This window comes from Endozoicomonas sp. ALE010 (genome assembly GCF_049310165.1).
GTDB lineage: Bacteria > Pseudomonadota > Gammaproteobacteria > Pseudomonadales > Endozoicomonadaceae > Endozoicomonas.
The window spans coordinates 1-21,685 of the sequence record NZ_JBLYNV010000076.1 but is presented as its reverse complement, the minus strand read 5'-3'; the positions used below and the strand labels follow the sequence as shown (position 1 = coordinate 21,685).

Annotated in this window: 15 protein-coding genes, 1 rRNA gene and 1 pseudogene; 8 read left to right on the top strand and 9 right to left on the bottom strand. The window is 47.3% G+C overall.

Annotation, left to right across the window (positions count from 1 at the left end; all coding sequences use genetic code 11):
* Positions 1-195: 195 nt before the first annotated feature.
* The 3 genes from rrf (at position 196) to ACO6UY_RS21645 (ending at position 2,204) form a co-directional block, all read left to right on the top strand.
* Positions 196-311: ribosomal RNA gene (gene rrf / locus ACO6UY_RS21655) — 5S ribosomal RNA — on the top strand.
* A gap of 115 nt (positions 312-426) precedes the next feature.
* Positions 427-1,023 carry a hypothetical protein gene (locus ACO6UY_RS21650; protein WP_422467579.1) on the top strand — a complete coding sequence of 199 codons (597 nt, stop codon included), beginning with the start codon at positions 427-429 and terminating at the stop codon, positions 1,021-1,023.
* Positions 1,020-2,204 carry an iron-containing alcohol dehydrogenase gene (locus ACO6UY_RS21645; protein WP_422467580.1) on the top strand — a complete coding sequence of 395 codons (1,185 nt, stop codon included), beginning with the start codon at positions 1,020-1,022 and terminating at the stop codon, positions 2,202-2,204. The genes ACO6UY_RS21650 and ACO6UY_RS21645 overlap by 4 nt, the downstream gene beginning before the upstream one ends.
* Here the strand turns inward: ACO6UY_RS21645 and ACO6UY_RS21640 are convergent.
* From ACO6UY_RS21640 to ACO6UY_RS21620, 5 genes are all read right to left on the bottom strand, one after another.
* On the bottom strand, positions 2,193-3,179 hold the full coding sequence (locus ACO6UY_RS21640; protein WP_422491193.1) for a Wadjet anti-phage system protein JetD domain-containing protein: 987 nt from the start codon (positions 3,177-3,179) through the stop codon (positions 2,193-2,195). The genes ACO6UY_RS21645 and ACO6UY_RS21640 overlap by 12 nt on opposite strands.
* Positions 3,176-7,612 carry a chromosome partition protein MukB gene (mukB, locus tag ACO6UY_RS21635; protein WP_422491192.1) on the bottom strand — a complete coding sequence of 1,479 codons (4,437 nt, stop codon included), beginning with the start codon at positions 7,610-7,612 and terminating at the stop codon, positions 3,176-3,178. Before mukB ends, ACO6UY_RS21640 begins: the two co-directional genes overlap by 4 nt.
* The gene (locus tag ACO6UY_RS21630) at positions 7,609-8,385 is read right to left on the bottom strand and encodes a chromosome partition protein MukE (protein ID WP_422450606.1); all 777 of its coding nucleotides are present in this window, start codon (positions 8,383-8,385) and stop codon (positions 7,609-7,611) included. The genes mukB and ACO6UY_RS21630 overlap by 4 nt, the downstream gene beginning before the upstream one ends.
* Positions 8,375-9,739, bottom strand: coding sequence for a hypothetical protein (locus tag ACO6UY_RS21625; RefSeq protein WP_422491191.1), 1,365 nt, complete (start codon positions 9,737-9,739; stop codon positions 8,375-8,377). Before ACO6UY_RS21625 ends, ACO6UY_RS21630 begins: the two co-directional genes overlap by 11 nt.
* A gap of 201 nt (positions 9,740-9,940) precedes the next feature.
* The gene (locus ACO6UY_RS21620; RefSeq protein ID WP_422491189.1) at positions 9,941-13,513 is read right to left on the bottom strand and encodes a DUF4116 domain-containing protein; all 3,573 of its coding nucleotides are present in this window, start codon (positions 13,511-13,513) and stop codon (positions 9,941-9,943) included.
* A 71-nt stretch (positions 13,514-13,584) separates the two neighbouring features.
* On the opposite strand from ACO6UY_RS21620, the pseudogene ACO6UY_RS21615 reads away from it, so the two are divergent.
* A pseudogene (locus tag ACO6UY_RS21615) lies at positions 13,585-13,719 on the top strand (arsenical-resistance protein); the annotation flags it as partial.
* 264 nt (positions 13,720-13,983) lie between these two features.
* Positions 13,984-14,946 carry a hypothetical protein gene (locus ACO6UY_RS21610; RefSeq protein ID WP_422491188.1) on the top strand — a complete coding sequence of 321 codons (963 nt, stop codon included), beginning with the start codon at positions 13,984-13,986 and terminating at the stop codon, positions 14,944-14,946.
* Positions 14,947-15,138: 192 nt separating this feature from the next.
* Here ACO6UY_RS21610 and ACO6UY_RS21605 read toward each other — a convergent pair whose 3' ends face one another.
* Positions 15,139-15,417: a hypothetical protein gene (locus tag ACO6UY_RS21605; protein ID WP_422491187.1), complete on the bottom strand. Its 279-nt coding sequence runs from the start codon at positions 15,415-15,417 to the stop codon at positions 15,139-15,141.
* A 460-nt stretch (positions 15,418-15,877) separates the two neighbouring features.
* Positions 15,878-16,459, bottom strand: a complete 582-nt coding sequence (locus tag ACO6UY_RS21600) for a phage integrase N-terminal SAM-like domain-containing protein (RefSeq protein ID WP_422463363.1) — start codon at positions 16,457-16,459, stop codon at positions 15,878-15,880.
* A gap of 405 nt (positions 16,460-16,864) precedes the next feature.
* On the opposite strand from ACO6UY_RS21600, the gene ACO6UY_RS21595 reads away from it, so the two are divergent.
* Genes ACO6UY_RS21595 through ACO6UY_RS21585 form a run of 3 tightly spaced genes read left to right on the top strand, consistent with a single transcriptional unit; the run spans position 16,865 to position 19,416 of the window.
* Entirely contained in the window at positions 16,865-17,335 is a 471-nt protein-coding gene (locus ACO6UY_RS21595) for a DUF4231 domain-containing protein (RefSeq protein WP_422491186.1), read from the top strand.
* Positions 17,336-17,347: 12 nt separating this feature from the next.
* A complete protein-coding gene (locus ACO6UY_RS21590; RefSeq protein ID WP_422491185.1) occupies positions 17,348-18,433 on the top strand; it encodes a nucleoid-associated protein in 1,086 nt (361 codons plus the stop codon).
* Complete coding sequence (locus ACO6UY_RS21585; RefSeq protein WP_422491183.1) at positions 18,430-19,416, top strand: GTP pyrophosphokinase; 987 nt, start codon at positions 18,430-18,432, stop codon at positions 19,414-19,416. The genes ACO6UY_RS21590 and ACO6UY_RS21585 overlap by 4 nt, the downstream gene beginning before the upstream one ends.
* A 408-nt stretch (positions 19,417-19,824) precedes the next feature.
* Here ACO6UY_RS21585 and ACO6UY_RS21580 read toward each other — a convergent pair whose 3' ends face one another.
* A complete protein-coding gene (locus ACO6UY_RS21580; protein ID WP_422491181.1) occupies positions 19,825-20,319 on the bottom strand; it encodes a hypothetical protein in 495 nt (164 codons plus the stop codon).
* Between the two features lie 186 nt (positions 20,320-20,505).
* Positions 20,506-21,486, bottom strand: a complete 981-nt coding sequence (locus ACO6UY_RS21575; protein ID WP_422467598.1) for a transposase — start codon at positions 21,484-21,486, stop codon at positions 20,506-20,508.
* Between the last annotated feature and the right edge of the window lie 199 nt (positions 21,487-21,685).

The following is a 21,685-nucleotide window of genomic DNA, read 5'->3' as shown; positions in this document are numbered from 1 at the left end:
TGAGGCATTGAGCTAACCAATACTAATGACTCGTGCGGCTTGACCATATAACGCCAAAGCGATTTGCGAATCAGTTGACAGTGGTCAGTGGCCAGTTGTCAGTTGGAGCCATACGCATAGAGTGTGAAGCAAGAAAGCAGCTTAATTAAAGGATTCCATCTAGAGACTGGTTTCTAGTCTCTAGTATCTAATTAGCCTGGCGACCATAGAAGGTTAGAACCACCTGATCCCATCCCGAACTCAGCAGTGAAATGACCGATCGCCGATGGTAGTGTGGGGTCTCCCCATGTGAGAGTAGGTCATCGCCAGGCACCCAACAGAAAAGCCCAGTTGAGCAATCAACTGGGCTTTTTTTTATGTGCTAAATCTATTTCATTGTCCTGAATAACACTCCCTATATAGCCGACCATCTTCTGATTGTGGATAATGTCACCCGGAAATAACAACAATAATTATTGTCCGGCGGTTCGCTGGCAGGAGCTTCAGGTGACCCCATCCCTTCCCGTTATCTGGCGCATAAAGCGTTTGTATGTCCGTTTTATGCTGGCTTTTATTGGTCATGGGCTGGCTAAGGCTTGTCGGACTGACAAGCTGATTCAGCAGGAAATCGAATCATTGCCCGATGGTTTTACCTTTTCCATGAGTGTTATGCCCCGTGGCCCGTGTTTGTATATGAAGAAAAGTGGCGGGCGAATAAAACCGGGTCGTAAAAGCAGTGAAACCAAGCCCGATGTGGATATTCAATTCAAACATCTCGCCCACGCTTTTAATACGCTCTCTTTTCTGGAAGGCACAACCGATGCTTTTGCCAGGGAACGAATGGTGGTAGATGGCGACCTTTCCGCCTCCATGAAACTGGTCCGTTGCTTTGAGCGACTGGAAGCGATCGCACTTCCCCGGTTTATAGGCCGGAAAATCATGCGTCATTACCCGGATATTTCCTTAACGGAAAAGCTGATGGGGGCAGTTCAAATCTATCTGGGCGTGTTTGCCGGTTTTGTTATGGGGGTGTTTGCCAAATGAGCCGCAGTTATTATGAATTCTTTAATCCGGTCAAAATCGTTTCAGGCAATGAAGCCCTGGAGCATATACCCTATGAACTGGCCAGCCTTGGAGTAAAGAAGCCATTGATTATTACCGATGGCGGGGTGCTCAACGCCGGTTTAATTGAGCCCGTCAAGCGGGCTCTGGTGGTTGACGGAGTTTCGATGGCGGGTGTCTATAGTGATGTACCGCCAGACTCATCAACAAGTGTCGTATCTGCCATCACCCGGTTTTATCGTGAGAATGGCGCGGATGGCATTATTGCCATTGGTGGTGGGTCGGTGATTGATACATCAAAGGCGGTCAATATTCTTGTGTCCGAAGGTGGCGATGATCTTCTGGCTTACAGCGGTTCTGGTGCACTGACTAAACGACTAAAGCCGTTATTTATCCTGCCAACCACGGCAGGTACCGGTTCAGAAGTGACCAAAGTTGCGGTTATTCGTGATGATGCCACGGGTCGTAAAGTGCCTTATGGCTCTTCATTTCTGATGCCTGATGTGGCGGTTCTTGATCCGCGGATGACCCTGACATTGCCACCGCATATCACCGCTGCCACCGCCATGGATGCCATGACCCATGCCATTGAAGCGTTTCTGGGGACGGCCAAGAATCCGATCAGTGATGCCTATGCCGTTGCAGCGATCAAAGGCATACGGGAAAACCTGCTTCGTGTGCTTGCCACACCGGATAGCCAGGATCTCCGACTGAAGCTGGCAGAATCAGCCACCATGGCGGGCATTGCCTTTTCCAACTCCATGGTTGGTCTGGTCCATGCCATCGGGCACTCGCTTGGGGCGATAACCCATCTTCCCCACGGAGTCTGCATGAGTCTGATGTTGCCTTATGTTCTGGAATACAACCTGCCCCGGTGTGAACAGGCGATCGGTGAGCTGCTGCTTCCCCTGGCCGGTGCCGATTTTTACAGCAAAGTACCCGAACAGCGGCGGGCGGCTGAAACCATTATCTATATTCGTGCCATGCGGGATGAGCTCTTTGAGCAAACAGGGCTGCCAAGAACATTGTCAGAAAGTGGCAAGGTGCATGAGTCGCAACTGGAAGACATTGCTCGTATGAGTATTGATGATGGTGCACTGCTCTATAACCGGGTCGATGCCAGTTATGAGCAGGTACTGGGGCTGTTGAAGTCAGCCTGGTAGGTCACTATCAAAAAGACGTCGGATCTCATCCAACAGGCGGGAGTCCAGTACGATGGCCTCCTGCTCCATCCATTTTGCATCATCGGCAAGCGAATTGATAAAGGGGTGTTGTGCGTACTTTCTGGATTGAGGACAGATATCTTTCCGCCAGGCAACTTTCCCCTGTTTTATTCCCAGCTTGAAATGGGGCTGATAGTCGCTCCACCAGTCAGGAATTAATAACTTCAGTGGTTTATTCTGAGCCCGGGCCAGTGATGAGGCAATATCAAGTCCCTTCTGATCCAGGTCGCCAAAGTGACACCATTGGTAGTCCAGAAAAAACGACAGTAGCTTTAACGCCAGCTTTTGATTATTCCCCGGAACGAACAGGGCAATAACATTTTCCGGTAAGGGCAGGTGTTGCCAGGCACCGGCATTTTCCACCGTGATGATATTTATTGGCGCTTCACACTGTATACTTTGCAGCTTGCCCAGTGCAGTTTCATTGATGATGACCGCATCTGAAAAGGCCATTTCATTCCGACAATTAATAACCCTTCCAGAAAAATGCAGCTGACATTCCATTCGGGTGCGGAGCTGAATCAGTTCGCTGTCTCTTGTTGCTATCCCGGAAGGTGTTGCCGCCTGTTTCTTGGAGTGTTCACCCCAAATAGCATTAACTACACGGCTATGGATATGCCCTGGTAACGGTGATATCAGATGTTGGGTGAGAAATGCTTCCCTTGTTTCACCCTGCTCCAGTGACGTTTGCCAGTTGTTGCCGAACTGCCTTTCCATATACTCTAGGAAACTCTGGCGGTCATGGGCGGTTCTCAGGGCAAAATCATTGTTTCTTTGGCGAAAGCTACACTGCTCAACCCAGCCCACCTTTATGAGGTGTGTCAGAAAGGCCGAAATTTGCCGACCTCTCTGACGATAGCTGTCTGCTAACAAGTCTAATGCAATCGGTATGGCATCCTCTGGCTGGAATGTCACGCTTCAGCCCCCTGGGGCAGCCTGCCTTTTACGCCAGAGAAAATAACATGCTCATAAGGTTCCATCAGGCGTACCATCCGATAGGTAATGCCATTTTTGGGCAGCACATTATCTGGCGCACCAACCAGCAGTTGCAGGGATTGATGGTCACAGAGTTCTTCCAGAGTGGCCAGTGCCCTGGCATCAAGTCGTGCCGCTTCATCCAGGAATAACAGACGACTAGCGGCGTGTCCTTTGCCATCGCGGTTATTGGTAGCGACTTCCCATGAATGCAGCACCATGGTGAGAATAGCCAGACCGGTGCCAATGGCTTCACCGGTGGAAAGGTTGGTCGGGTTGGCTGGTTCATACTGACTGCTGCCAGCCCGCTGAATCAGAATGTTTAGGCGAATGTACTCACGATAATCCAGCAGTTTATCACCAACAATGGTACCCCCGGTTTCCTTCTTAAAGAGGTATTCCAGCGCCGCCTCCACGGTGATATCGGGTTTGCGGAACAGGTCTGCGTAAAATTCCTGCTGCAAGGCATCCAGTATTTTCTGGAAACTGTCGATCACTTCCAGCTCAATTTTGATCGCCCGGATAGTACCAAAATGCACACTGGACAGGGCAGCGTTCAGCTGATGAATCTGTTTGCGCTCTTTGTTGATCTTGCGTTGAATGTTCTGCCCGAGGCTGTCCGATTCGGCAAGGAAGCGTTTCTCGGCGTCTTTTAACAGGGTTTCCAGACGAGTCAGCCGCTCTTCCAGCAACTCCAGGTTTTGCCTTGGGTCATCCGATTGATACAACGTTTTATCCATGCGCTGGGCAAGATACGTTTGTGAATCAATAAAGCATTGGAACAGTGCTGGCAAATCCGTGCTGCTGCCTTTCTCTATTTGTTGATAAAGACTGTCCTGCCCATTTTTCTGTTCATTCTTCTGTTCATTTTCGAGAGCCTTTGCCAATGCGACCCTTGCCGTCGCCAAACCGTCACGTAACGTGTCACTGTCCTGATTCAGCAGGTGATGAATATGTAGCCGATGTCGTAACCCGGACTGTTCTGCCTGTTGCACAATCCGTTCATGGCTGGTGGTGGCGTGTTGCGCTTTTGGTTCCAGCTGATGAATATCTGCTATGGTATCACTGAGTCGCTCCTCAACTTTTTTCCGTTCTGCTGCAACAGTACTTTGTGCGATGTTTTGCTGTTTGATTTCCTGAATAAGTTCAGACTTTTCTGCCTTGATGCTGGTTAACTGTGCCGCACACTCTTCCTTCAGACCGACTTTCCAGGTCAGGGGAATATCAGAAATTTGTCGTTTGAGTTCTGATTGCTGATGACTATTTTGACTCAGGAGAGCATTGATAGAGTGGATGCTTTTCTCAAGTGAGTGGCACTGCTCACGAAGTTGTGTCGCATACTGGTTTTGCCGTTGCTCCTGCTGTTGTTTAGTTTCGTACTCATTCCTGAGTTGATTTTGCAGATTCTCTTTTTCTTCCTGCCGCGCAACAGACTCTGCAAAGCGTAGATTAGGGGCTTTGTCCATGGCCGACGTCAGAAGGTCTTTTTGCTTGTGGTAATGGCTTAACTGCTGCTTCAGTTGTTCCAGCTCTGCTCGCAGGGCATCCAGATTCTCTACCGGTGGCTGCTGAATATAGAAGCGATGCTCACTGAGCTGCCGAATCGTCTGCTGATGTTTGTCCACCCAGGCTTTAGCGTCAGTGGCACTTTGCAGTTGCTTATGGAGCGCCTCTAATGATTGACGATCGGGGTCGTCATTCAATAGCCAGGCACTGGTTTGCCACTGTTCAAGACAACGAACAACACCATTCAGACTGGTTTTCTGCTGCTCGGCATCTGCCAGATCAACCGTCAGTGATTCTACTTGGGCTTCCAGCTGCTCCAGTTGCTCGGTAAGCTCATTAACCGGCGGCTCCTGAACGCCAAGCCACTGGCTTTTGGCGGACAGCTGATCGAGAAGTTGCTGGCATTTCTCCAACTGTCGTTTGCCAATGGCCAGTTCCTGCAGCTGATCCAGCAGCTGTTCTTCCTGCTGCCGCAGTCTTTCCTGCTCTTTCTCCCGGGCCAGTCGGCCAATGGTCGGGAACTCAGGTTCCCGGCTTAAACGGGCAACATTGCTGGCGATTTCTACCAGTACACTGCCGTCTTCTTTCTGCTCAAGGGGGGTATGGAGATACTCTTCTTCCGAAAAAGACGCTCCCGGTGTGCCACCCAGTAGCCAGACATGATCCGGGCGATCGCTTTCTTCGCGGATAATAGTGGCAGCTTTGCTGATGTCCCGAACCTGGATGGCGTGGCGTAACGGGCCAAACTTGGCCTCCAGCCAGGCCGCCTCTTCCAGGGAGATATCATCGTTATCAAAATAGTCACTGATCACCACTCCGCCGGTCATCTCCGCCAGCTTTTGCAGTTGTTGCAGCTCTTTTGATGCCTTGATTTCCAGCTGGGCCATGCGGGAGCGCAGCTCTTCCAGATGTTTGCCGAGCTGCACATTGGCCTGCAGGTTTTCCTGCTGTTCCTGGCTGATTTGCTGGCGCAGGGTGATAAAGTCATTGTGGCTATCCATCAGGGCAGCCGGGCGGATGGCTTGAATCGCCTGACCCAGTCTGCGAGCATCCAGCCAGTGAATATTATCCTGACGGGCCTGGGTAAGGCTGCCCTGGATTTGTACCATTGTCTGTCTGGATTGCTGGATTTGTCCGCCAAGGGTATCTATTTTCTGTTGCTGGAATTGTTGCTCATGAGTGGCGGTGTTCAGGCTGGTGTTCCAGCTGGCTTCATCCTGAATACTGTTGCGCCATTCTTCGGGAAGCATCGCAACGGCCTGTTGCAGCTTCTTCAGTTGCTCTTCTTCTTTCTGGCGCTGTTGCTGCTGCCTGATCAATACCGGTATCTGTGCAGCCAGTGTTGTTTGTTGCTCATGGTAATGTCGCCAGTGGTCGCTGCGGCTGGCTGCCTGTTTCAGATCAATATCGGTATCACCAAACGTCGCCAGCAGAGACAGGGTTGCCTCGAAATGCCCGCGAATGGTTTCCGCCTCATCCAGTAGTGGCTTCTGGCTGTAATAGCGGCCGGAAACGTCCTTTTCAGCCTGCAGCAACGTTCCCATTAACGGAGTGAGTGCGTCTGCCGGCAGGTCTGGCTGGTTAAAGCTGTCACGTACTTCATTCAACGCCCTGAAGGCGGCAAGGTATAATCCGGCTTTTCGGGCTTCTTCAGAATAGGCCTGCTCGACACTGGTCAGCTGTTTTACCAGTTGTGCAATATCATCCTGCAGGCGCTTAAGCTCAGCGGACTCTTCTGCATACTGGCTTTCCAGTAATGCGTTCTGTTCGCTCAGCTCTTCCAGCTGCTGGTTATGGTTGCTCTGCTCATTTTCCAGTCTTTGCAGATCGGTATGCAGTCGTTCAAGGTTTTTGGCATGATCCAGACGCTCGTCAGCGTCTTCTTCACGGCTTGCCAGTTCACTGTCCAGGGTATCCAGGGTCAGTAATCGTGCTTCAATGGCTGACAGCTGTTGTTTTTTAGTTTCCAGCTCCAGTTGTGCCTGATGCTCTTGCTGACGTTTATCTTTCAGCTCAGCCTGAAGTTTGGCCTGTTGCTTTTCTGACCATGCCAGAACATGTTCGCCAAGGGCATAGCTGGACTCCAGAATCTCCCGGATGACTTTCCGGTCACTGCGGGTGCTTTCTATCTGGCGACGGGTTCGCTGGGTCTGTTGCAAGGCACTTTGCATGGAGCCAATGGATTGGCGTACCTGATCATCCGCCGGCAGCAGATAATCCCTCAGTCCTTTTTGCAGCTCAGACGACAAGCCGCCGTAGAGGCTGGTTTCCAGCATGCGGTAATAACGCTGGCGATCCTGGCTGTTTTCCATTCGGCGGGGAATAATCCGCTGCTCGAACTGCCAGTTCATATACTGGGCGGTGGTGTTGAAGATTTGCAGTTCACCGCCCATCATGGTGACCTGATTTCTCAGGGCTTTGCCATCCAGGGGTTCGTATAAGCCATTTTCGCCGGGTACCGGCCTCATCACCAGATCACGCACCGGAACATCATCATCGACACCGGTAATGGCAAACAGTTTCAGCTCGACTTTCGGCTGGCTCAGGCGGCGAATCTGGACACCCGCTATTGCCCGCCTGCCGTCGTAAAGTTCGTAATCCACCAGGCTGTAACAGGTACCGGCACTGATGCGTCCCCAGATTCCATTATCACTGCGATCCTGTCCGCTGTCGGAGTTGTTACGCAGGCGAACCAGACGATTGTCGGGTACCCGGTTTATCAGCAAGGCACCCATAATGGTGGTCTTACCGGCACCGTTATGGCCGATGAGGTTGCTCATTAATGGGTGCATGTCCAGAGTCTTGAAGAAGACACCCCGGAAGTTAACCAGGGTCAGGCTGCGGATCTGGGTTCTTTTCTGGCTCATGCTTCCTGCTCTTGTTCAAGGGCCTGTTCAGATATAACGGTGTCGTCTTCAACGTGACGCTTTTCTTGTGGTGCGTTTTCCGGATTATCTTCCGGATCAGAAGTTTCCTGCATCACAGGTTCTTCATCGTCATTCAGGCTGATATAACCGTCACGAACCAGCTGCGCCATGGCTGCCCTGGCGGCTTCTGGTGACGAAGCCGTTGAGCGAACAGGATCAATAAATCGCAGCAACGGTGCCTGGGTCTGCAGACGGCTGGCCTGGTTGCCTTCCAGCCTTACCATGCCCAGCCTGGCCAGCTGTCGGATGGCCTTACGGAGGGTTTCCATGGCTTTTTCACGGTCTGCCTGGGTCTCGATTTTTTTTCGTTCCAGCAGTTGGCAAAGGTATTCATTGTCCAGCAGCAGTCGCAGCCGCTCGTAGATTGCATCGGCGGATATCCAGCCACTGCCTTCCAGTTGCTCGGGGTCGAGATGGAACATGGCCAGCACCTGACCGACGACCATGGTCAGTTCATCCAGTTTTCTGGCACGAATCAGGCTTTTACCGGCAGTGCCGGGGCGGAGGTAGTAATACGCTTCCGGTGCCTGAACAAGGTCAATACCATAGCGGAGGTAGTGTTCGACCAGCAGGGAAAAACCGTCCTGGATAATATTGAAAATCCGGTGGTGGCGAGCGTCGATATGTTCACCCCGACGCAGCCGGGTATCCAGTTCCGGGAAGCATTCATCATTGATCAGGTCGGCGATCTGCTGGTAGGGGTTATCGGTCAACAATCGGTTTCTCTCTTTCCTGGCGGAGTGTGTTAGGAGTCAGACTCAGGCGTTCCACGTAAAACTCGGGAGCGATGGCCGGGAGAACCGCATGCCACTGATGATCTGCAATGTTCTGCCGGTTTTGCTGGTGGCCCATTTCAGTCAGGGCGCTGAAAAGCCAGCCTGCGACCATGTTCAGTTTTTCCATAGGCCACTGGCTGGCCAGCTGTTCCAGTGCCTGTTCGTAGGATGGCAGTATTCCGGACTGTTGCTCTTGCCTGACCAGCCATTCCTTAACCTGCTGCTTCAGGGCATCAAAGTCTTCGATGGCCGTCAGTTCACCTTCATCATGGATTACCCGTGCCAGATTTTCTTTCGCCCGGGGTGGTTCAATATCCCGCAATCGGGCCAGCGGATCTTCATTGGCGTAGCGCAGATACCAGGGCAATGCCTGATAACTTCGGATGCCTTCCCGCACCCGCTCCATCAATGCCTTGCGCTCATCCATGGTGACAAACTGACGCAGGTATTGATGAACCCGGTGGTGGAAACCTTCCCAATGGTTCATGCGTTCGCTGCTCCAGTGCTCAATACGGTCAAGATGTTGCTCCAGCCGGATAACACTGTTGATGGCATCGTGTCGACTGGCCTGTTCACAATAGCGGGAAATGGCGTCCAGCAGTGAACGAAGTTCGTGGCACGAGGCCAATAGCAGTTGCTGTAAATCCTGCAGATGATTCTGGGTGCTGGTCAGCAGCTGTTCGCACTGGCTGATGCTGTTTTGCCAGTCCTGCTTCAGCAGTTCCACCACTTCTTTGCGGGTGTTGATGGCCTCCTGGTCCAGCTGACGCTGACGATGGTCAATGGAGGTGACCAGCTGGTTGACGGTAATGTTCAGTGGTGCTTCTACCTGAAGCTTCCAGAACGGTTCGTTGCCCCCCTGTTCCGCAGAATCCCTGATCTCTCTGAGGTGGGTGGCAACCGTCATAAACAGGGTACTCAGTGCTTCTTTTGACGCTTCCATACCGACACACACGGAATCGACAATCTGTTCGGACAGCGGTGTGATCAGATAAGCGTGATTTCGATGCCCACTGCCTTCAAGGCAGATCAAAAGGTGCTGCTGAAGGAGACGACGGATCACGTCGTTACAGCGTTTTGAAGAATCCTCACTGCTATCGTCCAGTCTTGCTTTTTCCACGTTTTGGAACACCACATGCAGCTCTTCTTCACTGAATTCCGGTTGTGATTCCGTTTCTTTCCAATAGCGCAGTGCTGCCAGGTAGGCGAGATCAGCAGGTTGCAGTTTAAGGCTGATACCCTGAGTCAGGATGGTGCTGATCAGTGACGGGATGTTTTTTGATGCTGGCAATCACTACTCCATCAGTCATAAGGTGCTGTATTGGGGGAAGGTGGGGCAGAACCTGGTTAAGGCCGGTTAAGCCGGATTTATTATGAGAAAAACTGATAACAGGGTAAAGCAATAAACTTATTATTCGCTGGAATGTCTTTTAATTCCTCAGTCTTAAACAGTAGGAAGACCGAGGAGTTCATTGAAGAGCAGATTATTGGCCTATTGCGTGAATCCAGTGTCCTTGTTCCGGGCGGCAGCTTGAATATCCGGATCAGATTTCAGTCTGTCGCTGAGATATTTGTAAATGCGGGCATCTCTTGAGAGCAGTGGCAGGACAAAATCCTTGTCATTTTTGATATCTGTACTGGCATACTTAATTGCACGGCCATCACTTTTAATGGCAAGAATTACCAGGGATTTATCCTCTTTGAGACGATCGCTGGCATATTTTAATAACAGCCATTGCTGTCCTATTGCAGACTTGGCTATTTCAATATCATCCCTGAATTCGTCGGAGATATAACTGAATAACTTTGGGTTTTGTTCCACCAGGAAAAGCACCAGATCCCTGTCGTGATCTAAATTATAATCCTCACGCAAGAGTTGAATAGAAACCTTTGGAAAGAAGGCTTCAATGGCCATGTGAGCTAGCAGTTCCTTTATTATTTTTGCAGCATCATCCGGCTTAAGGAGTTCGCTGGCATCGGTAAAGATTTGGCGAAGTCCTGAACTTCTATACGGGGCTCGAAATGCATTAAGAATACCATAAGCTTCTTTGGCTATTTCATGGAAGAACCTGTATTCGTCGTCCAGATAATCAACGAACGCATAATCTTTGTAATATGACAGTATTTCGCGGCTTTCAAATACATCCACTACCAGGCAATGTTTGAATGTCCAGTTATTTATGGCGTCGCTCAGCCCGTTTTGGCACTTATTAACCAGCGTTTCAAAATACCACTTATCAGTATTTTTATCGCACTTAAAACTGTTGATTGATATATCCATGGAGGTCAGTCCTCTCAAAGCAGTCACCAATTTCACAAAGCCATCCTGTAATGCTGATGTGGTATTAACCTGAGTGTATTCTATGGTCATTTTCCCCGCGCTTTGATTAAAACTGATCGCCATTGGCCGTGAACTGCTATCAATCGATGCACAACGAAGTGTCTGGACCAAAAACCAGAAACGCTTCAATTTGCCCTGTAAGTGTTTATTTTCCTTGTCTTGGGTAAATTTATCAGAGATGTCGAGGCGAAGTGTACGACCCTTGCCTCCCTCGGCCTGTTCCAGCATTGCTATGGTGCAGACGTGCACTCCGAGGGCTGCATTAATAAAAGCGGCATCCACCATATTAAGCATGCGTAGCTTTGATACGTTAAGTTTGTGCAGTACCGAGATGCAATTGTCGTTTAATAGTCCGCAAACTCCTTGGGGGAGTATATTAATCAGCGTTCTATAATCTGTGATTTTGGTAATTTGTCCCTGCCCTGATGCTTCTGCCACCGGGGCGAGAGCATTAACAAATCGCTGATGAAGCCAGTAAATCAGGTCGTGAGCAGAATGGATATCGTTCACTTCTTTGGGCTGGTTCAGTTTTTGCAATTTATCCAGCAAGGCCTGACAATCTCTCAGCCATTGCCTGAAATTCACGGGCTGGTCGGGTAATTCCTGGTCGGTGGTCAGCAGCGGCAACACCACTTTCGAGCGCAGGTTAACAATGGCATCTTTCAGGCAATTGCTTTGTTTTTCAAGGAGTAGGAGCTCCTCGGTAAAGGGTTGGACTTCAGATGGTTTTGCATTCGATTCAGGCGCGGCGGCCAGAGCCAAAAAGCCCTTATAACCCGATACAAACTGTTGTAAATCCCCCTGTAGCTGCTGAATCTCAATGCCAAGCTGTTGTAATAGTTTTGATCGGTTTGCTGACATGCTGACGGCCTTACTTCGTCCCGGGCCAAGGCAGCGACTGATTAATCGATCAGGGTGAAAATAGTCCAGCAAGCGGTTATTTTGGCGATTCAGCCAGGCAAAACCTTCGTCGACCCGGGTGAAGTCGGGTGGTTCTGCAGCACCGGTTGCGGGTGAACTGATGATATCCTGACCGGAAGTGGTGCTGTTGGTCTGCCAGTAGGCAGACTGGTCGCCGGTCTGCAAATAGGCTCCGGGGCTGTCGGCAAAACTGCCTGCCACCAGTGTTACCTGTTGTCCGCTGGCTTGGGTTAATGCCTCAGAATACTGAGAACCAGCCACCAGACAGGGTATACCCGCCTGACGCAGGGTGATGGCAACATGATCGGTGGTTCCCCCATCTTTGAACACACAGCCGCCTAAACGTTTTAAAATATCCGGTGCCAGCATCCAGTCACTGGCGTGTTCGGCAAACAGAATGGCACCGAGCGGAATCTGTTCCGCGTTGACCGGTTCGGTGACCACCAGGGCCACACCACTGCAGCAACCTTCACTGACCATGATTCCCTCAGCCAGTGGCAGGGAGGGAGGTGCTGCACAAAAATGGGTACTGCCCGGCAGCTGGGTCACTGGCCGGCACTGGAACAGGTGGAGTTGCCCGTCTTTCACGCCGAACTCAATATCTACCGGGCAGCAGAACATATCTGCCAGCTGTTCTGTATATTCCTGCAGTTTTTGCAATATCTCCTCAGTAAGCATGATGTCTTTGCCATCGGTGCTTACCGTGGTGCTCCGTTCGATATAACCCGCTTCACCGGTCTCTTCACTGGAGATTTTTTCCAGGACAAACTGTGTCGTAACGTCTCCTGGGGTAAATTGCCGAACCGGTTTACTGTTTTCGTCATCACCGCGTCTGATCGTATAGCGATGGGGGCGGATGCCTGAACTTCCACAGACGGCCCCCCGGGGTTGACCCTGTGCAAATTCAATCTGCATGGTACCCTCCCCTTCCTGCAGTGTTAAGTCGCTGAACACTACGCCCCCCAGCTGACAATGGATGCATTGCTGCAGGACCAGCGCCATGGGTTTTACCCGCCCGGAGGGGCAGACTTCCGGCCGGTAAGCGGACGACAGGACTTGCAGGCAGGTTTTCAGGATATCGCCGCCACCATGAACCCGGGAATCATAACGACCGGCCTGGGCATCGCCGGAGCGGTCTTCATCCACGCCGGAACTTCGGACAATGCAGGCCTCATTGGATGGTTGCCGGAGCGTGAGGTAGAGATGACGAATATCCTCGGCAGCACCGATATTTTTGACTTGTTGGTAGAAATCCTCACTGGCAATAAACCCGGATAAACCCTTGAGACATTGCGCCTGTTGCTGATGGGGGAGTTCGGCAACGATCGTGCGCAATTGTTCCAGGCTGTATGGTTCGTGGCTCCAGCTGTGTAAATCTGGCAGAAAAGGCAACAGGCATTTTGCGGGGAAAGGGTGTTGCTCCAGCTTGGCGACCAGGGTTGTGTCAACCACAGTGAAGGGTGGAACCGGGATGTTAGCCTGTTGCATACGGTGCAGAAACAGTCCCTTGCCGCCCATAAAGGCCCGGGTTTGCCTGTCAGTGGTGGGTGGCAAGATGGCAGGTTGCAAGTTATGGTTGGCAGGCCTGCGGTTGTCCGTAACCAGAAGTTCGATGTCGCGAGTGGATAATGGACAAGAGGGGGTGGTTTCGTATGAATAATCCTTAATAAACCGCTTGCAAGGAGTGGGGTCATGACTGGCAATAATGACAGAACCAGCGGATTTGAATGCTGCGTGGCAGTCAGTTTTATGAGCAGGTATGGGTGGCATAAAGCACCGTGTTGTTGGTAGAGCGCTATCCATAATTGTGATTTCTATAAAATTTTCTTTATTGGACCAGTGCTTTTGAAAAAAGTTTCAACAAATAGGACTTCAGTCTTTTTGGTCTGAACTCCGGCGCTGCCCTGGCGACAGTGGTCGGTGTATTGGTTGAAGTGCTGATCATGCTGGCGCTGGTGGCTTATGCCAATCGTACCCGCGATCGTTTTCCGGTTGCTCGCGCAGGTTAATTATCTTCCCGTTGACTACTGAAATGTCGAAGTTATTAAATGACAGCTCCTTAAGGCACGCCCTAAAAAAGGCACTGGCATTGTCGAAGATACTTTCTGACCGGATTTTTCAGAATTCACAGGGGATCTACCATGCGTTCTTTGCCTTCCAGGGATCAAGTGTGTCAGACGCTTCAAAATCTTGCCAATACAGGGGGCATTGATCAGCCAGTCCGCCTGAGTGGCAGTCATCAACTGAAAACAGACATACCAAAAGGTAACTGGATGAGGCGAACGGTCAAACCATTAACGCCTCAGGATACAGTCTCCATCCATGGTCGGCAGAAACAAGAAGCTGTCGATTTGATCAGTCGATATTCTGATAAACCATTGATGACAAGAGAAATCGCTGTAAGCGAAATCACTGTAGGGCAAGCCTTGCTGTTACTTCAGTCACCAGCATCAGATAAAGAATTTATTGAATGTGTGAATTCAGACCAGTTAAAGCTTGAAACAGATATCGGTAAAATAATTTTCAACGATTATCTGGAACAAAAAATATCAAACCAATCTGAACATTCGGTTGACCCTCTTGGCAAAGTCAATCGCTTGATTGAAGAAATACCTGACTCCTCTGAAGCCGCCAGAACGCTGGCTGATCAGTGGTTGATAAGTCAGAAAATGAAACTTTTGGACAATACCCCTGCGTGTGAAAAAGTTGTGCAGGAAGCTCTGAGCACACCAGATTCCAGCATGGGCAAGCCGTCATTTGACGACCAGGAGTACTTTCAGCATATAAGACAGGTTTTACCTGACTATTTGCAAAGGGTAGAAATGGTGGCAAATTTACCAGCTTCGGAGCTGGAAATATTGAAAAAGACAATGGAGGAAAAAGGGGTACCACCATCCGATCCGCTCTACCAGACTACGTTGGCCCATATTGCTTCAGCATCAGGGCAAAATCCTGACGTTGCTATCAAAACAACCATAGAAAGTTACCAGGATTATCTGACTCTCATCGAAAACGAGAAACAAGCAGTAAGCCAGTCATTAAAAGAAGACCGGCTTGAACTCGAAAAGTTTGAAGAAGAAAAAGCAACAATGAGTAAAGAGGACATACAGGAGTCTTTATGGGTAGGCCATACTGGTGTTCGTATTGCCAGTAATGAAAATAGATTGACAGTACTCAATGAATGGAGTGATTTAATACAAGTAGAGCTGAAACGCTTAAACTCAGAATCGCTTTGAGTTCTCCCATGCATTTTCCTGCCAACCCAGCCAGGCCCTGAAGTCGGTATCCATTGCCGTGCATAAGGGACAGGTGACCAGCGTTATGGGGCGCAATGGTGTTGACGAAACCACCAATGCAGTTACTGGTCGGGCAACCCTTGCTTGTGGGGCAGCGTAGCTGTCCCTACGAAGCATCTGTTAGGTGACGTGTTAGCTGATAGGAAAGCGTTGACGAATGAGAAGTTCTAGCCGGTTTATTTTTTCATCGTTACGCTTAAAACCTGCAAGCATGGCTTCAGCCAAAGCAGAAACATCGGCTTTAACACCCGCAAGCTCACGATCTTGTTGGGCAAACCGTGTACACATCTCCTGTCGTGTTGCCAGTATCTCCTGATGGGTATCACCAGTGATTTTGATGAGATTACGAACTGCACTGTCCAGCGAATCAAAATGGGATTCAAGTTTCTCCACTCTGGCTTCCAATGACATACTGCATACCATTACGTTTATTGTTTGAGACATGAGCATAGCAAACAATAAAGACTGGCACAGAGACACCTAATACCCGCCTCTGGCACAATCCTGTGGCAGGGCAGGGGGCGGTCATTGGTCTGGTCCGTGACCGGGGTGAGACGGCTATTCTGCTGGTTGAGCCGTTCTTTGAGTTTGTCAGCGGATACTGGACCAAGACGAGGTTGCCCTGACAGGAACCGGCGATGCTATGGATAAAGTTGCCGTTTGTCGTTTAATTACTGTTTGATAACCGGTAATTGTATTCGGTGTTAGCGCTGGTGGCCTGATTTAAAAAGGTATTTTGATAAACAGTTCGATGGTAACATTTTGCTCCTATACAACTATTTTTAAATTGTCGTGTAAAGTACAACTGCCTTAATACTCAAGGAAATGGCATAGAGGGGCGGTAGTGTGAGTGCTGTTCAGGAATTTTTTATCAGCGATCAACCGGGCTTAAAACCGCTTTACCACCGCGATTGAGTACAGGGGGCCGTAATGCTTCAACAGACGCTTTGGGCAACAGAGTCATTCTGTCTTTACCACCCTTGCCATGGCGAACGGTAATTTCCATGTGCCCAAAATCAACATCCTGAGCTCTGAGACGCAGAGCTTCCTTCAGTCGAAGACCGGCACCATACATTAATTGGGCGACTAATAACGGCGTGCCTTTGAGATAGGACAAGACAGAGTTGGCTTCAGTCACCGAAAACACAATAGGGAGTTTTTTGGGGCGTTTGGATTTTTGCCAGTCATTGATCGTGAAACTGTCACGCCTCAGCACTTGTTTGTACAAAAAGACCAGGGCACTCAATGCCTGCTGCTGAGTACTGACAGCAACGTGCTTTTTCATCACCAGATAAGTGAGAAAATCACGGACATCATCCACAGCCAGTAAATCGGGATGGCGCATTTTATGAAATTTTATAAAGCGTTTAATCCAATCCCAGTAGCTGCGCTCGGTAGACAGAGAATAACCGGCAGAGCGAATGGCAATTTGAAAGCGTTCTTGTAATCTCATATAAGTCCTGCTTGAAACTGTATTTTTATACAGTAAAAGCTAGTTCGTATATGCAGAAAATCAACTGAATAGTTAACTTGTTGTTTTGAGTGAAAATAAAGCAATCTGTAATCACACGGGTTGCTTGACCGAAAAATATACGAGTTACAAAATACGAATCAGAAGATATAGCCTTTAAAATGCAGAGCGCTGTGTAAGTTGCGCTGTATGGGGGTATCGGCTGGTACGTATAGCGAATCTACAGTATGTTATGCGAAACTGATTCGTGTAAACGACTGTTATGCGCCTAAATATCGGGCTTCAGTAGGCATAGCATGGCAATTAGAAAACATGTAAAATAGCGCTATTTAAACGATCATGACTTTCATTTAATATGAAATATGAGATTTAAAGGGAATTATTTTTGTGTCAGAAAAAATACCTGAATTGGATTTTCTACAAAACGAAATTTCAAAAAGCGTTAAGATACTAAAAGAGAAAGTTAAAGTAAGTAAAAGAAAAGCTGGCTGGATAAATGGTATATCTATTTCGTTGGGTGCTATAATAACGCTCACTTTAGGGGTGGACGTTTCTGATGAAAATATTCAACTACAGAAGAATTTGGCATTAGCTTTTGGTGCTTTGCTTACCATCGCAAGCAGTTGGAATACATTTTTTGATTACAAAAAACTTTGGATTCGACAAAAGACTACATTGTTAGCGCTGTATCAAATACAGAATGAGCTTGGCTATATAAAGTCAAAAAAGGAACATCCCCAATTGGATGATATTTTTGAAAAATATCAGCATATTTGGGAGAATGATAGCAGCGAATGGAGAAGCATTTTTCAAAGTACAAAAAGTACTAATAAAGATGCTTCAAAAAATGGAAAGTAGGAATTAGTCTTTGTGAATATTATCAACCTTCAGATACAAAGAATCATTATCCACCAAATTCATCAGCGTGATGATGATGGTAATAAAGTAACACCAAGCAGAAGTACTGAATTTATAAGATTTGACAATGAAGCAATGGAGACTTTTAAGTTAAGATTCATCAATGCTATTGGTTCTGACTCAAAAGCTGTTCCTATGTCTATTGTTAACCAAGAGTCAACAGATTTACCACCTTTGATTAACCGGATAAGTGATAGCAATGACGATGACTACATTAGATTATCATATGACGTAGCAAATAAACTAGCTGATGCACAACAGAGAAGGAATTTGCCAGGAGGGATAGTCGTAGTTTTTAGCGGTACTTATGGAGCAACACCCAAAAACTTTGTTGGGATAATGAAGGCAGAAATTCACAGTGCTTATGAAAAAAGAGTTAACAAGCTTACTCAAGAAATCACACTTCAATATATTGAAGAAGCATTGCTTACACCTGCAACAAAGCTCTATAAGACGGGAGCTTTTTTTCAAAAAAATAGTAACTCAGAAAGCGATGATTTAAATTCTAAATGGGAAGTTCTCGTTTCAGATTCGCAGATTAGCCAAACAGAAGGGAAAGCTGCAGCACATTACTTTTACTCTAGTTTTTTAGGGTGTGGTTATCCTGAAACAAGTGCTAGAACGACTAAGCAATTCTACGAAGCTACTTGTGATTTTCTTAATGATATGGATGTTAGTGAAGAGAAAAGAAATGACTTGCATAATGCACTTGTTTCATATTTAAAGCATGAAAATTCAGATGTTGTTAACCCATCAGAATTTTCTTCTCGATACTTTGATGTTGAAACAAGAGATTCATATTCAGAGTTTCTTGAAGATAAGGAAATTCCTACTACTGCATTTACAAAAGATGTTGAGCATATATCAGGGAAGTTGAAAACTCGAAAATTATCTTTTAGCAAGAATGTCAAACTGATAGCACCTTCGCAAGTGTTTAAGGATTTTATCGACATACAGCTCATCAGCGAAAATGATGCTGGCGATGCTGTAAATTGGACTAAAATCATTGTCAAAGACAAAATTGTAGCCCAAGAATGAATGAACAACAGTTCTTAGCTCAGTGGACTAATGAAAGCCCCATGTATGATGCATGGGGAGATTTTGTTACGTCTACAATATGCAGCAAGCTTGAGAGTAAGGGCAAAAACCTTTCTTCATATCTAAAGCAAAATCCAACGCATCGAGTAAAAGACTCGATTTCACTTCTGGACAAAGCTTTTTATAGAGCTAATAAAAACTATGATAACCCCTACGACGATATTGAAGATAAAGTTGGATGTAGGTTTGTTGTACTGTTGGTTGAGCAGATTAAAGAAATCACCGACATAATAACCAATGAAAGTAGTTGGAATTACAAAGAGTGTAGGCACTTTCATTCAGAGAGGGAAAAAGAACCTCTCTTGTTTACATATCAGTCAGTTCATTATGTTGTCAGAACTAAATCTGAAATTACTCATAACAATGTAGTAATCGCACCAAATACTCCATGTGAAATACAAATAAGAACTTTATTACAACATGCTTATGCTGAATTAACTCATGATGCTGTGTACAAGGCAAAAACATTAGTTGAGCCGGAAGTTCACCGCACTGTAGCAAAAAGCATGGCTTTGATTGAAACTACTGATGATTTCTTTTCTGATGTTAATAATAAATTAACAGGCAGCATTTCAGAAAACTTAAATTTTCAGCAGGAGTTGGATGAACTTTACTTAAAATATATTGGACTTAACAGCATCTCTGCTCAGAAATCTTCAATTGTTGTACTGGATGAGTTTGATTATATAATCAATGAGGATTTAATCTCAAAACTAATAAAGTTTCTTGATAAAGAATCTTATTTATCTGAGGTCATTAGAAATGGAGTTAATGAAAATCCATTTTATTCGCAAAGTGTGATAATTTTTGTTTATTACTTAATTAAGAAAAAGAAAAATACATTACTTCATGACTGGCCATTAAGTCATAAAATTTTAGAGAAGCTCGCTGTGGATACTGGTGTTTCTCTCGACACGCACTAATAGATTACACAAACGGCGCATAACGAATAAGGATAGATTGCGCCCAGCCGCAATCTTATCCTTATCCTGTTGTTGCACAAGCCCGGGTTGATTTCTGGCGAGGAAGGTCTATTGAAGTTTACTTTTCTGGCGGATCTTGAATCAGACCGTTTTTTCAGAACGCTATTTATTCAGGATGAGTGTCTCCCAAATAAAAAGGACACCCATTTTTAAAAAAGTGAAGAGAATACGTCATTTATTCATTTTTTAAATGATAGTATTGATCATTGTAAGAATTTCTTATTCATACCATACAGGAAGCGTATAAAAAGCACTCAGTAACAGCCAGATAGAAGACACTATCAATACAATATAAGAAAGAGCATTCAGAAAATTCTGGCCACATTAAAGTCAATGAAAATACGTTGATCAGACAGGATAGAGAGCACTACTCACAGACATCCCATGAACCCAGCATTTTCCGGTGCTTTCTGCATAAGCCTTCAGTGAAGCCAGCTTGCCGACTGCGCGGTGAAAACGATTATGCCAGCGCATAGTCAGCAGCCATTCATTTGGGTCAATACCCAGGCGCTCCAGGATAGGCGGTACATCGTCAGTTATACGACCACGTTTGCCTTTGCGGATAATTCGGCCAGACCAGTCAACCAGTTCAAAGTAGCTACTGAGTGGGTATGGAATCGCCTGTTCCGGGTTTTGACCCTGAGCTTTTAACGGTTTCAAGTGTGCCTTTTGTTTTTTTCCGTTTGCGCTGTCGTATGACTCAATGCGCTCTTTAATAGAGGTATGTTCTGAGGTTTCCAGCGTTGCGGCAATTTTTGCCCGGATGGGGTTTAAGTCGACATAGGCCATGCAAGTCAAAAAGAAAGGACACCCATTTTTTAAAAAGTGAAGAGAGTACGTCATTTATTCATTTTTTAAATGATAGTATTGATCATTGTAAGAATTTCTCATTCATACCAAACAGGAAGCGTATAAAAAGCACTAAGTAACAGCCAGAGAGAAGACACTATCAAGACAATATAAGAAAGCAATATAAGAAAGAGCATTCAGAAAATTCTGGCCACATTAAAGTCAATGAAAATATGTTGATCAGGCAGGATAGAGAGCACCACTCACAGACATCCCATGAACCCAGCATTTTCCGGTGCTTTCTGCATAAGCCTTCAGTGAAGCCAGCTTGCCGACTGCGCGGTGAAAACGATTATTCCACCGCATAGTCTCCAACCATTCTTTTGGGTCAATACCCAAGCGCTCCAGGATAGGTGGTACATCGTCAGTTATACGACCACGTTTGCCTTTTCGGACAATTCGGCCAGACCAGTCAACCAGTTCAAAGTAGCTACTGAGTGGGTATGGAATCGCCTGTTCCGGGTTTTGACCCTGAGCTTTTAACGGCTTCAAGGGTGCTTTTTGTTTTTTTCCGTTTACGCTGTCGTATGACTCAATGCGCTCTTTAATAGAGGTATGTTCTGAGGTTTCCAGCGTTGCTGCAATTTTTGCCCGGATGGGGTTTAAGTCGACATAGGCCATGCAAGTCAGCAATGCTGCCTCATCTAACAGAGCCTGACTTTTGTAACGACCTTCCCAAAAGCGCCCTTTGCACTCATCCTCCTTATTGGCCAGCCGGGCTAAGTATTCGTTGAGACAGCGCATGAACCAGCTGATATCCATTAAGCGACCTCGGTACTCCTGGGCATATTCTTCGACTCGCAGCAGCTCTGCTTTGCCCAGCTGATCGCCGACAAGAAAACGCTGAACCAGGTGCGGACCTGCAAACAGCTGCGTCCAACGTTGTAAGACTTCTTTGGTGCCCCATTTTTTGGCTTGCTGACTATTGATATGGAGCACCACATGATAATGATTCGACATCACCGCATAAGCACAGACTTCCAGGGAAAAAATACCAGAAAGCGCTTTCAACCGATCAACCACCCACTGCCTGCGATGCTCATAGTTTTTGCCTGAGAAATTATCTTTGCCGCAAAGGAAGGCCCTGCGAACGCAGCGTGCCATGCAGTGGTAGTAGGGCGTACTGGCTGGATCTATGAGGTTTTTTCGGGCGGTTGTCATGTCATTTTTTTGGTTACTGGGTAGATTTCCTTAATGCCCTTAAGAGGCTCCAGAAGAAAAATAGACAGTGTGGCCGATTAGTCAAATTTTTGGGTGTCCTTTATTTTGTTGATGTTTGGCCCTTCGCTGACGACTTCCCGTCCGTTAATGACTTCTGTCGTACAGCTACTATGGCCTCTGCTGACTTCTGTCCAATCAC

Coding starts and splice junctions, on each gene's coding strand:
- ACO6UY_RS21605 (WP_422491187.1), bottom strand. CDS start 15,417: ATGTCATTGGAAGCCAGAGTGGAGAAACTTGAATCCCATTTTGATTCG.
- ACO6UY_RS21600 (WP_422463363.1), bottom strand. CDS start 16,459: ATGAGATTACAAGAACGCTTTCAAATTGCCATTCGCTCTGCCGGTTAT.
- ACO6UY_RS21645 (WP_422467580.1), top strand. CDS start 1,020: ATGAGCCGCAGTTATTATGAATTCTTTAATCCGGTCAAAATCGTTTCA.
- ACO6UY_RS21585 (WP_422491183.1), top strand. CDS start 18,430: ATGAATGAACAACAGTTCTTAGCTCAGTGGACTAATGAAAGCCCCATG.
- mukB (WP_422491192.1), bottom strand. CDS start 7,612: ATGAGCCAGAAAAGAACCCAGATCCGCAGCCTGACCCTGGTTAACTTC.
- ACO6UY_RS21580 (WP_422491181.1), bottom strand. CDS start 20,319: ATGACGTACTCTCTTCACTTTTTAAAAAATGGGTGTCCTTTCTTTTTG.
- ACO6UY_RS21610 (WP_422491188.1), top strand. CDS start 13,984: ATGAGGCGAACGGTCAAACCATTAACGCCTCAGGATACAGTCTCCATC.
- ACO6UY_RS21650 (WP_422467579.1), top strand. CDS start 427: ATGTCACCCGGAAATAACAACAATAATTATTGTCCGGCGGTTCGCTGG.
- ACO6UY_RS21575 (WP_422467598.1), bottom strand. CDS start 21,486: ATGACAACCGCCCGAAAAAACCTCATAGATCCAGCCAGTACGCCCTAC.
- ACO6UY_RS21620 (WP_422491189.1), bottom strand. CDS start 13,513: ATGGATAGCGCTCTACCAACAACACGGTGCTTTATGCCACCCATACCT.